This window comes from Sandarakinorhabdus rubra (genome assembly GCF_010994245.1).
GTDB classification, from domain to species: domain Bacteria; phylum Pseudomonadota; class Alphaproteobacteria; order Sphingomonadales; family Sphingomonadaceae; genus Sandarakinorhabdus; species Sandarakinorhabdus rubra.
Genome location: NZ_WMHO01000072.1, coordinates 1 through 11,710, shown reverse-complemented (window position 1 = coordinate 11,710; position 11,710 = coordinate 1). Strand labels below are relative to the sequence as shown.

General features: G+C 68.3%; 16 protein-coding genes. 10 read left to right on the top strand and 6 right to left on the bottom strand.

The genetic code is table 11. The features are described 5' to 3' along the window. From GJV64_RS06400 to hemE, 3 genes are all read right to left on the bottom strand, one after another. A partial coding sequence (locus tag GJV64_RS06400; protein WP_268920636.1) for a helicase-related protein occupies positions 1-988 on the bottom strand: 988 nt, incomplete at its 3' end. Next, on the bottom strand, positions 988-1,440 hold the full coding sequence (locus GJV64_RS06395) for a CopD family protein (protein WP_205599547.1): 453 nt from the start codon (positions 1,438-1,440) through the stop codon (positions 988-990). The genes GJV64_RS06395 and GJV64_RS06400, both read right to left, overlap by 1 nt. A 3-nt stretch (positions 1,441-1,443) precedes the next feature. Next, positions 1,444-2,496 (bottom strand): uroporphyrinogen decarboxylase, encoded by a 1,053-nt coding sequence (gene hemE / locus GJV64_RS06390; protein ID WP_164156439.1) that lies wholly within the window; start codon positions 2,494-2,496, stop codon positions 1,444-1,446. Between the two features lie 396 nt (positions 2,497-2,892). On the opposite strand from hemE, the gene GJV64_RS06385 reads away from it, so the two are divergent. The 10 genes from GJV64_RS06385 to GJV64_RS06340 are packed head-to-tail and all read left to right on the top strand — an operon-like array spanning position 2,893 to position 8,991. Continuing rightward, on the top strand, positions 2,893-3,726 hold the full coding sequence (locus GJV64_RS06385) for a pyruvate, water dikinase regulatory protein (RefSeq protein WP_164156438.1): 834 nt from the start codon (positions 2,893-2,895) through the stop codon (positions 3,724-3,726). Next, positions 3,723-4,319 carry a Maf family protein gene (locus GJV64_RS06380; RefSeq protein ID WP_205599546.1) on the top strand — a complete coding sequence of 199 codons (597 nt, stop codon included), beginning with the start codon at positions 3,723-3,725 and terminating at the stop codon, positions 4,317-4,319. The genes GJV64_RS06385 and GJV64_RS06380 overlap by 4 nt, the downstream gene beginning before the upstream one ends. Then, entirely contained in the window at positions 4,316-5,134 is an 819-nt protein-coding gene (locus GJV64_RS06375) for a shikimate dehydrogenase family protein (protein WP_164156437.1), read from the top strand. The genes GJV64_RS06380 and GJV64_RS06375 overlap by 4 nt, the downstream gene beginning before the upstream one ends. Further along, complete coding sequence (gene coaE / locus GJV64_RS06370) at positions 5,131-5,715, top strand: dephospho-CoA kinase (RefSeq protein ID WP_164156436.1); 585 nt, start codon at positions 5,131-5,133, stop codon at positions 5,713-5,715. The genes GJV64_RS06375 and coaE overlap by 4 nt, the downstream gene beginning before the upstream one ends. Before the next feature lie 37 nt (positions 5,716-5,752). Continuing rightward, on the top strand, positions 5,753-6,418 hold the full coding sequence (gene dnaQ / locus GJV64_RS06365) for a DNA polymerase III subunit epsilon (protein WP_164156435.1): 666 nt from the start codon (positions 5,753-5,755) through the stop codon (positions 6,416-6,418). A 41-nt stretch (positions 6,419-6,459) separates the two neighbouring features. Next, a complete protein-coding gene (gene hpf, locus GJV64_RS06360; RefSeq protein ID WP_164156434.1) occupies positions 6,460-7,089 on the top strand; it encodes a ribosome hibernation-promoting factor, HPF/YfiA family in 630 nt (209 codons plus the stop codon). A 10-nt stretch (positions 7,090-7,099) separates the two neighbouring features. Continuing rightward, a complete protein-coding gene (locus GJV64_RS06355; protein ID WP_164156433.1) occupies positions 7,100-7,573 on the top strand; it encodes a PTS sugar transporter subunit IIA in 474 nt (157 codons plus the stop codon). Continuing rightward, entirely contained in the window at positions 7,570-7,899 is a 330-nt protein-coding gene (locus tag GJV64_RS06350; protein WP_235927625.1) for a DUF1491 family protein, read from the top strand. Before GJV64_RS06355 ends, GJV64_RS06350 begins: the two co-directional genes overlap by 4 nt. A 31-nt stretch (positions 7,900-7,930) precedes the next feature. Continuing rightward, entirely contained in the window at positions 7,931-8,482 is a 552-nt protein-coding gene (locus GJV64_RS06345) for a cell wall hydrolase (protein ID WP_164156432.1), read from the top strand. A 44-nt stretch (positions 8,483-8,526) separates the two neighbouring features. Continuing rightward, complete coding sequence (locus tag GJV64_RS06340) at positions 8,527-8,991, top strand: MmcB family DNA repair protein (protein WP_164156431.1); 465 nt, start codon at positions 8,527-8,529, stop codon at positions 8,989-8,991. Between the two features lie 16 nt (positions 8,992-9,007). Here GJV64_RS06340 and GJV64_RS06335 read toward each other — a convergent pair whose 3' ends face one another. From GJV64_RS06335 to GJV64_RS06325, 3 genes are all read right to left on the bottom strand, one after another. Then, positions 9,008-9,553, bottom strand: a complete 546-nt coding sequence (locus tag GJV64_RS06335) for an ActR/PrrA/RegA family redox response regulator transcription factor (RefSeq protein ID WP_164156430.1) — start codon at positions 9,551-9,553, stop codon at positions 9,008-9,010. A 2-nt stretch (positions 9,554-9,555) separates the two neighbouring features. Further along, complete coding sequence (locus tag GJV64_RS06330; RefSeq protein ID WP_164156429.1) at positions 9,556-10,842, bottom strand: ActS/PrrB/RegB family redox-sensitive histidine kinase; 1,287 nt, start codon at positions 10,840-10,842, stop codon at positions 9,556-9,558. A gap of 70 nt (positions 10,843-10,912) precedes the next feature. Then, the gene (locus tag GJV64_RS06325; protein WP_235927626.1) at positions 10,913-11,509 is read right to left on the bottom strand and encodes an ankyrin repeat domain-containing protein; all 597 of its coding nucleotides are present in this window, start codon (positions 11,507-11,509) and stop codon (positions 10,913-10,915) included. Between the last annotated feature and the right edge of the window lie 201 nt (positions 11,510-11,710).

Below are 11,710 nucleotides of genomic sequence, written 5' to 3'. Positions count from 1 at the left end.
CACCCGGCGCCGTACGGCCGGCGCGGCCGGCGCGCTGGGTCACCGCAGCCTGGCTGGCCCGCACCGTCACCAGCCGGGTGAGGCCCACCGCACGATCAATCTCCGGCCGGCGCGCCAGCCCGCTGTCCACTACCACGCGCACGCCATCGATGGTGATGCTGGTTTCGGCAATGGACGTGGCGAGCACGATCTTGCGGCGGCCCGGTGGCGGCGGGGCAATAGCGGCACGCTGGTCTGCCCCATCGCGGGCGCCATGGAGGCGGAACAGGTCGACATCGGCCGGCAGCCGCCCGTCAAGCCGCTCCGCCGTGCGCTCGATCTCGGCGACCCCGGGCAGGAAGGCCAGCAGCGATCCCTGCTCTTCGGCCAGCGCCGCCCTGATGGCGCTGGCCATCGCCTCCTCCAAACGCGCGGTGGGGTCGCGGCCAATGTGGCGCAGCGTCACCGGGAACATGCGCCCTTCCGATTCCACGGTCCTGAGGCCCGGAATGATGCTGGCAAAGCCGGCGCCGTCCAGTGTCGCCGACATCAGCAGCAGGCGCAGGTCCGGCCGGAGCGCCGCGCGCGCCTCGAGCGCCAGGGCGAGGGCGAAATCGCCTTCCAGACTGCGCTCATGCACCTCGTCGAACAGCACGCCGGCTATGCCTGGCAGCTCCGGATCGGCGACCAGTTGGCGGGTAAAGATGCCTTCGGTCACCACCTCGACGCGGGTGGCCGGGCTGGTGCGGCTGTCGAGCCGGGTGCGATAGCCGATCGTGCGCCCGACCGTTTCGCCAAGCTGTTCGGCCATGCGCTCGGCGGCCGCCCGTGCCGCCAGCCGCCGCGGCGACAGGAGGATCAGCTTGCGCCCTTCCACCCAGGCCTCGTCGAGCAGGGCCGGCGGCACGGCCGTTGTCTTGCCCGCACCGGGCGGAGCAATCAGCGCCAGCGGGTGGTTGTCGGCCAGTGCCGCTTTCAGCTGCGGCAGCACGGCAGCGACGGGCAACATCACTGAAATGGCTGCACAATCACTAGAATTGCCACCGCGAGCGTGACCAGCGATGGGATCTCGTTCATCAGCCGCAGCCGCTTTTCGGTGACCGGCCGTTCACCGGCGGCAAAACGCTTGGCCATCACGACGCTCCAGTGATGGAACCACGTCAGCAGGCAGACAAACAGGAACTTCAATAGCAGCCACAACGGCCAACCAACATGGAATGCCAAGGATACCCCGGCGACCCAGCTCACCACCATTGCGGGCGACAGGATGATGCGCCGAAGCCGGCGGCAACGCTCGTCCCACAGGGCGGACTCGGGCGCCCCTGCCGGCACCGGGTGCCAGTAGACGAGGAAGCGCGGGATCATGAACAGCCCAGCCATCCAGAAGATGACGAAGGCAACATGCAGCGCCTTGACCCACGGATAGGCCTCGCCCAGCCAGCCGACGCCCGACTCCAGCATGGCTTAGAGCGGCTGCCTGAGCAGATCAAACAGCTGCTCGACATGGGCAATCGGCGTGTCCTGCTGGATGCCATGGCCCAGGTTGAAGACGTGCGGCCGATCCGCAAGCGTGATGCGAATGCGCCTGACCGCATCGGCCAGCGCGTCACCGCCGGCAATCAGCACCAGCGGATCGAGATTGCCCTGCACCGGCATTCCTTCCGGTAGGGTGGCGGCTGCCCAGGCCGGATCGATGGTTTCATCAAGACCGACCGCGTCAACGCCGGTTTCGCGGGCATAGGCGGCGAGCTTGGCACCGGCGCCCTTGGGAAAACCGATGACCGGCACATCGGGGTGGCGCACCATCAGCTTGCCAGTGATGGCCGCGTTGGGCGCGATCACCCAGCGTTCAAACTGCGCCGGCGAAAGCGTCCCGGCCCAGCTGTCGAACAGCTGGATCGCCTGCGCACCCGCTTCAATCTGGCCCGACAGATAATCAACTGTCACGTCGACGATGCGATCGATCAGGGCCTGGAATGCGCCGGGGTCGCGATAGGCCAGCCGGCGTGTCTCGGCCTGGTCCTTGCTGCCGTGGCCGGCCACCATGTAGGTGGCGATCGTCCAGGGGCTGCCGGCAAAGCCCAGCATGGTGACCTTGGGATCGATGGCGGCGCGCACCTTGGCCACCGTCTCATAGATCTTGGCGAAATGCGCCGGGTTGGGCGTGAGACCGGAAAAATCCGCGTCGTGCAGCGCCGGGCTCAGTTGCGGGCCTTCGCCGGGGCCGAACGTCAGGCCCAAGCCCATGGCATGCGGGACGATCAATATGTCGGAAAACAGGATGGCGCCATCCATGCCGAAGCGCCGCAGCGGCTGGATGGTGATCTCGGCCGCCGCATCACTGTCATAGACCAGCTCCAGGAACCCGCCCTTCTCGGCCCGCAGCGCGCGGTACTCGGGCAGATAGCGCCCGGCCTGCCGCATCAGCCACACTGGCGGCGGGTCGCGACGCTCGCCCTTCAGCACGGCAAGCAGCGGCGGATCGGAAGCGGAAACGGTCAGGTGATGCGTGGCCATGGCTCCCTTTCGACGGCCCGCCGGAGCCGGTCAAGGCCCTTGCGCGCCCCGCCCGGCCAAGCCTGACCTTCACTTTCAGTCATTCAATTGAATCGAAGATTGCAGGTGGTGGTAGAGGGATGAATCCCGTGGATAAAATGCTGTCTGCTGCTTCATCCACAAGCTGCCATCGCGCCAGCCCGCGGTGATCAGGCGAGTCGATGGCCTTGTCCCCATGTTCCACAGGGCAGCCTGTGCATATGTCCCGAGGTGCGGGAAAACCGCTGTGGCTTGGGACGGGTCGGGGGAAATGCCGCTTGCCCCCACCTCGCCACCCGCATTAACGCTGGTCACCCATGGTTATCCACATGCTCATGCCCGCAAATTGTTGCAGCGCTTTGGCTGCTGTTGCCTGCCATGACTGCGGCTGAACCGCTGCATCTCCACCTGATCAGCGATTCCACCGGGGAAACGCTGGAATCGGTGGCCAAGGCCAGCCTGGCCCGATTCGAAGGAGCCGAGGCGATCAAGCATTTCTGGCCGATGGTCAGGAGCGAAGGCCATCTCGACCGCATTGTCGAGGAAATCGCGCGCAAGCCCGGCCTGGTCATCTACACGCTGGTCGATGGCGCCGTGCGTGACCGGCTGGAAAGCCGCTGTGCGACGCTGGGCCTGCCGATGGTGTCGCCGCTCGATCCCACCATCTCGGCGCTGTCGGAGCTGCTGGGCCAGGCGGCCACCCGCCGGCCGGGGCGTCAGCATGTGATGGACCAGGCCTATTTCCGCCGGGTCGATGCCATCAACTACACGATGGTGCATGATGACGGCGCGCAGGCATCGGCCGATGAGCTGGAACAGGCCGACATCATCCTGCTGGGTGTCTCGCGCACCTCGAAAACCCCCACCTCTATCTATCTGGCCAATCGCGGCTACAAGACCGCCAACATCCCGCTGGTGCCGCAATCGCCGCCTGCCCCGCATGTCTGGCACCTGCAGGGCCCGCTGCTGGTGGGGCTGACCACTGCACCCGACCGGCTCGTGCTGATCCGTCGCAACCGACTGCTGTCATTGGGCCAGACACCCGACACCGATTATGTCGCGATGGAGCGCATCGAGGCGGAGGTGGCCTTTGCCCGCCGGCTGTTTGCCGATCATGACGTCCCGGTGATCGACGTCTCGCGCCGCTCCATCGAGGAGACGGCGGCGGCCATAATCAACCTGCATCAAGCGCGGAGTGCACGGACAGCATGATGCTCGTCCTCGCCAGCCAGTCCGCTGCGCGCCGCGCCATGCTCACCGCTGCCGGCGTGCCCCATGAGGCGCTGCCCGCGCATGTCGACGAGGACGGGCTCACCACCGCGCTGCAGGCCGAAGGTGCATCGCCGGAGCGGATTGCCGATGCGCTGGCTGAACTGAAGGCCCTGAAGATCAGCCGGCAGCATCCGGGCGCGCTGGTGCTGGGCGCCGACTCGGTGGTGGTCACCGCCGATGGCGCGCTGCTCGCCAAGCCCGAAACCCGGCCACGCGCCGAAGCGCAGCTGCGCAGCCTTGCTGGCAGCACCCACCAGCTGATCTCGGCCGCCGTGATCTGTGAAGGCGGCCGCCCGGTGTGGCGCAGCGCTGGCGCTGCTCGCCTCACCATGCGGGCCTTGAGCGAGGCCTTCATCACCGCCTATCTTGATCGTGAAGGAACGGACGTGCTGGGCTGTGTCGGCTGCTATCGCATCGAAGGCCTGGGCGCGCAGCTGTTCAGCCGGATCGAGGGGGACCAGTTCGTGATCCGTGGCCTGCCGCTGCTGCCGGTGCTCGATTATCTGCGCATTCGTGGGCTTCTGCCGGCATGAGCCTCCCCCAGCCGCCCGTGGCCGGTGTCATCGGCTGGCCCATCGCCCATTCCAAGTCGCCGTTGATCCACCGCTTCTGGCTGGGCAAGCTCGGCATCGACGGCGATTACAGCCGCTTTCCCGTTGCGCCGGAGCATGTTGATGCATTCGTGCGGGCGCTGCCGGCGACGGGCCTGCGCGGCGTCAACGTCACGGTGCCGCACAAGCTGGCGGTGATGGCGGCGCTCGATGCGCTGAGCGACGGCGCGGCCGCAGTCGGTGCCGTCAACACGATCGTGGTGGGCGAAAACGGCCGGCTGACCGGCCACAACAGCGATGTCGTGGGTATCACCGGGCCGGCAGGCGCAGCCATTGCCGGCCGCCCGATGCTGCTGATCGGTTCGGGCGGCGCGGCGCGGGCTGCCATGGCCGCCGCGCGGGCGGCCGGCGCCAGCGCCCTGTGGATCATGGCACGCAATGCCGATGCGGCCGGTGCGCTCCTTGCCCGTTCCGGCCTGCCCGGCGGCGTGCTGGAGATGGGTGACCGGCCGCCCGAAGATATCGGCCTGGTGTTCAACGCCACCTCGCTGGGCATGAGCGGACAGCCGCCGCTTCACCTCGATCTGGGACCGCTCCCGGGCACCGCCGTGGTGTTCGACGCCGTCTATGCGCCGCTGGAAACCGGCCTGCTGGCGGCGGCGCGGGCGCGGGGCCTGGCCACCATCGATGGCCTTGCCATGCTGATCGGCCAGGCCGCCGAGGCCTTCCGGCTCTTCTACGGTGCGGATGCGCCGCGCGAGCATGATTCCGAACTGCGAAGGCTGCTGATCCGATGAGCCGTACCACCATCATCGGCCTGACCGGCTCCATCGGCATGGGCAAGTCCACCGTGGCGGCGATGTTCCGGCGGCTCGGCGTGCCGGTGTTCGATGCCGATGCCGAGGTGCGGCGCCTGCAGGGTCCGGGGGGCCGCGCGCTGGCCGCCATCGAGGAATTGTTTCCCGGCACCACCCACGAAGGCGGCCTGCACCGCGACCGGCTGGGCGCGGCGGTGTTTGGCGACCACAGCAAGCTGCGCGCGCTCGAACAGATACTTCACCCGCTGGTCGGCGAAGCGCAGAGCGCGTTCCTGGGCGCCCACCGGCTGAAGCCGGCCATCGTGCTCGACGTGCCACTCTTGTTCGAAAAGGGCGGCTGGCGGCGCTGCCACATCACGGTCGTGGTCTCCGCCCCCTATCGCGTGCAGCGGGCGCGCGTGCTGGCGCGGCCCGGCATGACGCCGGAGAAGTTCGCCGGCATATTGAAGGGCCAGATGCCGGACCGCGAAAAGCGCGCCCGCGCCGACGTGGTGATCGAAACCGGGCGCGGGCGGCGCGAAACATGGGCCGCCGTGAAACGGCTGGTGCACAGCCTGTAAGGGTTGCCGTTCCCGCCATCCGCGCTACATGGGGCCCATGCGCGAAATCGTCTGGGACACTGAAACCACCGGCATCATGCCCGGTGATGGCCACCGCATCGTCGAGATCGGCGCGGTGGAACTGGTCGGCCGCACCATGACGGGGCGGACCTTCCACACCTATATCGATCCGCAGCGGCCGATGCCCAAGGACGCCGAGCGCGTGCACGGCCTGTCGAGCGAGTTTCTCACCGGCCAGCCGGTGTTCGAACAGGTGATCGACGGCTTCCTGGAGTTCATCGGCGATGCCCCGCTGATCGCCCACAACGCCGCCTTCGACATGGAGTTCCTGAACTGGGAGCTGAAGCGCGCCGGGATGCCGATCGTGCCGATGAGCCGCGCCATCGACACGCTGGAGATCAGCCGCAAGGCCCACCCCGGCGCCAAGCACACGCTGGATGCGCTGTGCACCCGCTATGGCATTGATCTGTCGGCCCGCACCAAGCATGGGGCGCTGCTTGATGCCGAATTGCTGGCCCGGGTCTATATCGAGTTGACCGGAGGCCGGCAGATCGGATTCGACCTTGCCAGCGCGCCGGCAGCGGACGACACTCCCTACGAGCGGGTGAGTCTTGCCGCGCGTGCCCACCATGCCAGCCAGGAGGAGCTGGCGCGTCACGCCGCCTTCGTGGCCGGCCTCGACGATCCGCTCTGGCTGTCGTGACCGGCATTCGCGTCACCAGCCCGAAAGCAGGAGAAACTGGCATGGATATCCGCATCTCGGGGCACCAGGTTGATACCGGGGCCGCCTTTGGCGAACATGTGCGCGACCGACTGGGCGCCATGGTGGCAAAATATTTCCCGCGGGCGCTGTCCGCCCATGTCACGCTCGGCCCGGCGCCCTATGGGCATTTTTCCTGCGATATCGTGATGCACGTGATGGCCGATCTGATCCTCAAGGGCTCGGCCCGGGCCGGCGATGCCCACCTCGCCTTCGATGCCGCCGCCGAGCGCATCGACAAGCAGCTGCGGCGCTACATGCGCCGCCTGAAGGACCGTCACTCGCCGGCCGCAGGCCGCAGCGCGCCGGCCGTGGCCGAGCTGCCGCCGCTCGACAATGCCGAATACAAGGTGTTCGCCGCCCTGCCCGAGGATGCCGAGCCGGAAGGCGAGGCCCCGCTGATCATTGCCGAAACGCGGGTGGACATTCCCACCGCCAGCGTGGGTGACGCAGTGATGATGCTCGACCTCAGGAACACCACGGCGCTGATGTTCGTGAACAGCGCTACAGGCGCCCACAACATGGTCTATCGCCGCGAGGATGGCACCATCGGCTGGGTGGAACCGCGCGGCGCCGACGTGACCGCGGCCCGCCAGCCGGCGCTGGCAGGCTGACACAGACGCCATGCCCAACAGCGGTGCCGGATTTGCCGATCTTCTGGTTGCGGATGGTGTCATCCCGCTGCTGCCGGCGTTCGCCAAGGACGCGGCGCTGAAGGCGCTGGCGCGTGCGGCCGGGGATCGGCTCGGCACGCCCTGGCTGATGATTCACGAACGGCTGCACATCCGCGAGCAGTTGGGCGCCACCGGCTTTGGCGGCGGTGCTGCCATTCCGCACGCCCGGCTGCCCGGCCTTTCTGGCTGTGTTGCCCTCGTCGCCCGCCTGCCCCAGCCGATCGACTGGCAGGCCACCGATGGCGAGCCGGTGGACGTGCTGGTGCTGCTGCTGTCGCCAGAGAGCGCCGGTGCCGACCATCTGAAGGCGTTGGCGCGGATCAGCCGCACGCTGCGTGATCCCCGCACCATGCCGGCCCTGCGCACCGCCGACACGGCAGCCGACATGATGGCGGCGCTGGCGCCGGTCACGGCCACCGTTTGACGGCGCTGCCCCGGTTGGTCAGCCGCGTGCGCGTTGGCGCGCTGCTCCGACGCGTGGCAGCCGCGGGCGGCTTCGCCACGGTGCTGGCCCATGGCGATGATGAGGCCGGCGCCATCGCCGTCGTCACTCGAGAGGCCGGCCAGGAGGTGGTGCTGGCGGCCGTGCTTGGCGCCGACGGTCGCTATGGCTTTGCCGCCATGGCCAGCGGTGACGAGGTGCCGGCCTGGACGGCGCGGGCGCGCCAGCGCGATCCGGATCTGTGGATCATCGAACTGGATATCCCGCAGGCGGGGCAGTTCGTCGCCGAAATGCTGGCCGGCGATTGATCAGCGCGCCGCGCCGGTCTTTGCTGTGGGCATGGGGATCGCATTCCTGCGCCACACCGTGATGCTGGGCCTTCTGGCTGCCGGCCTGGCCGTGCCTGCCCTGGCTGAAACGCAACTGCCGCTGCTCCCGGCCGAGGATGATCGCGCCGTCGTCGAGGCGCAGGCGCCGCAGGCCGGCCTCTCCGCCCTGGTCGGCATGGTCGCCGCCGATGGCAGCGCCACCCTGCCGGCAGACCGCGAACTGGATTGCCTGGCCACGGCCGTGTGGTTCGAAAGCCGCGGCGAGGTGATGGAAGGCCAGCTGGCCGTTGCCCAGGCCGTGCTCAACCGGGTCCGCGCCGGCCGCTGGGGTGGCAGCGTCTGCGCCGTCATCCGGGCGCCGCGGCAGTTCAGCTTCGTGCCTGAACGCGTGCAGCGCAGCACCGCCACGTTCGGCACCGCGATGGCCGTTGCCCGGGTCGCCATGATGGGCCTGTGGCACGATGTGGCCGATGGCGCCCACAGCTTCCATGCCGCGCGCCTCAAGCCCGGTTGGCGCCTGACCCGCGTTGCAAGGATCGGCAACCACGTCTTCTACCGCTGATCGGGCCGCTTGCTGTTCCCGTAACGTTCCGTCATGCTGCACCGATGCCGCATGATCTGTCCGCCACCGATGTGCTGCGCGGCACCTGCCGCTGGCTGCTGCGCGCCGGCGTCAGCCCGCTGGCCGAAGTGCCACTGGCCGGTGGCCGACGCGCCGACATCCTTGGCATCGACGCCGCTGGCCGGCTGACTCTCGTCGAGATCAAGGTGAGCCTCGCCGACCTGCGCGGAGACCGCAAATGGCCGGACTATCTCGACCACTGCGACCGCTTCTTCTGGGCCGTGCCCGTGGGCCTGCCGCTCGCCGATCTCCACACTCCACCCTTCCGGCCAGAGGACACCGGGGTCATCGTGGCTGACCGCTTCGACGCGGAAAGCCTGCGCGAGGCGCCGTGGCGGCCGCTGAACGCGGCACGCCGCAAGGCGATCACGCTCAACCTGGCCCGCCGCGCATCCCAGCGCTGGCTTTGCCTCGTGGATCCGGAAAGCGCGCTGATCGGACTGGATTAGCGCGCCTCGCCGCGACTCATTTTGGGCTGCGTTTGGCCAGTATCCGCTGCAACGTGCGGCGATGCATCTTCAGCCGGCGTGCGGTTTCAGACACGTTGCGGTCGCACAGTTCATAGACGCGCTGGATGTGCTCCCAGCGCACCCGGTCGGCGGACATCGGCTCGGGCGGCGCCTCGGGCCTGGTGCTGCCATCGGCCGACAGCGCGCGCACGATGTCTTCCGGGTCGGCCGGCTTGGCCAGATAGTCGATGGCGCCGGCCTTCACGGCGGCAACCGCAGTCGCCAGATTGCCATAACCGGTGAGCATCACGATGCGGACATCGGGGCTCATGGCGCGCAGTTCGGTCACGAGGTCGAGGCCATTGCCATCTTCCAGCCGCATGTCCACCACGGCGTGGCTGGGCTTCAGGCGGGCGGCTTCCATGCGCGCTTCGGACAGGCTGCCCACCGAGGTGACCTCGAAACCCTTGCGGGCCAGCAGCACCGACAGGCGCTGCCGGAACGGGGCATCATCATCCACCAGCAGCAGCGGCCGGTTGTCGCTCATCGGCTCAGTGGCCATGCTCAGGGGTCCTCTCGGTCGGGCTCATTAACCTCAAACTCGTCTCTTGGCCAGCGCACGTCCACGCGGGCTCCGCCTTCGGGCCGGTTCGAAAAGGACAGGCGGCCACCGGTGCGCTCGATGAGGGTGGTGGCGATGAACACGCCCAGCCCGGTGGAGTCCGATTTCGATCGGGATGGCCCCAGCATCGGCTCCCCCAGCCGGGGCAGCAATTCGGACGGGAAACCAAAGCCATCGTCCAGCACGACAACACGAATTTCCGAAGGGGTCACGATGGTTTCCAGTCGCACCTCGGTGGCGGCGTGACGCACCGCGTTGGAGACGAGATTGTTGAGCGCGTGGAGCAGCTCGGGCGAGCGTTGCACCATGGGCTGCGGTGCAGATGCGGCGACATTCACCGGCACACGGCTGGGCTTCACGCTCTGCGCCACCTCGTGCAGCAGCACGTCGAGGCCCAGGATGGCGAACGGGTCTTCGGCTTCGGCGCGGTTGGCGATGCCCTTCATGATGCGCCGGCTGCGCGCCGCCTCGGCCGCGAGCAAGCGGATATCCTCGCCGAAATCGGGATCATCGCCCAGCTGTTCCTCGAGGCTGTGGGCGATCAGCGAGATCGAGCCCAGCGGCCCGCCCAGTTCGTGGGCGGCGGCCGCCGCCAGGCTGCCCAGCGCGTTCATGCGGGCCTCGCGGGTCAGGGCGGCCTCGGTGGCGACCAACGCGCGGGCGCGATCCCGCGCTTCGGCCGAGACCATCCACAGATAGACCGCAAGGAAGCCGATGGCGAGCGCGTAGGCGATCACATCGCCGACCCGGTAGACCAGCGGGAACTCCGGCGGCGGGCCGCTCCACGGCAGCGGTTGCGCCCAGAACCACACGATCGCCAGCACTCCGAAGGCCAGTGCCACCAGCGGCGCCATCTCGCGGGCGGTCAGCAGCGTCGCGGCGATCGTCACCGGCACGATCAGCAGCAGCGCGAACGGGTTGGCCAGCCCGCCGGTGAGGAACAGCAGCACGCCGGCCTGGATGAGATCGAAGGCCAGGTGAAGCGACAGCTCGCGCCCGGTCATGCGGTCGCTGCGCTCATAAAGGGTCGACAGGCCAAAGTTGAGGATGACCGAGGCTGCAACGGCCGCCAGCAGCGACCCCCAGGGCAGCGGGTAGCCGAACCACAGGCCCACCACCAGCAGAGTGGTGAACTGGCCGAGAATGGCGATCCAGCGGATATTGGCGAGCGTGCGGACGCGAACGCCCGGCCGGTCAAACGCTTGCGCGGCAATCGAGGGCCGTTCCATCGACATCGCCTAGCGCCCCCCAGGCGATGCAACCATGCGGCGCATGGTTACAGGCGCTTGCAGCGCAGGATTACAGTTGTGGCCCCTGCGCACGCCCCATGGCCTTCACTGGCACGGCGCTGATCAGCTTGGCGATGCTGGCGGCGCGCGGATCCTGATCGGCGGCGCTGCGGGGTGACAGGCCGCTGTTGTCGGCAATGTCGGGGCTGGCGCCGGCATCAAGCAGCGCCTTGGCCAGCGCCAGGTCACGCGCCTGCACGGCCTTCAACAGCGCCGTCTCCCCCAGCCGGTTCTGGAGGTTCACCTGCGCCTTCAGCCGGATGAGGGTGGTCACCCCGTCGCTCCACCGTGTCAGCGTGGCAAGGATCAGCGGCGTGTTGCCCTCCCGATCCTTGGCATTGAGGTTGGCGCCCTTCTGATAGAGCAAGCCCAGCCAGCCGAGATCGCTGCGGCGGGTGACGATGTGGATGGCGGATTCCCCGGTGTCGGAATCGCGGGCGTTGACCACGGTGGAACCCGGCTTGTCAGCCAGCTCGATGGCGGCGTTGACGTCGCGGTCCTTCACGGCCTTCATGAAATTGTAGCTGTCGGAAAACTGCGCGGCCGCCGGGCCCGCAGCGGTTACCACCGCCAGCGCCAGCATCGCCATCTTCAGGCGCCTCATCATCGACAAGATGCCACCTTTCCCACTATGCGGTTCGTGATGGACAGGCATAGCCACTTGGTGCCCCGATGAACAGGGGTTCGCGCCCGGAGGCCCCTGGCCCTTCGCGGCCCTGGCTCGCCATTGGCCTGGCGCTGGCGGTCGCGCTGGTGCTCGCCGGCGGGCTCGGCTGGCTGCGCTTTGCGCGCCCTGCCCCGGCCGAAC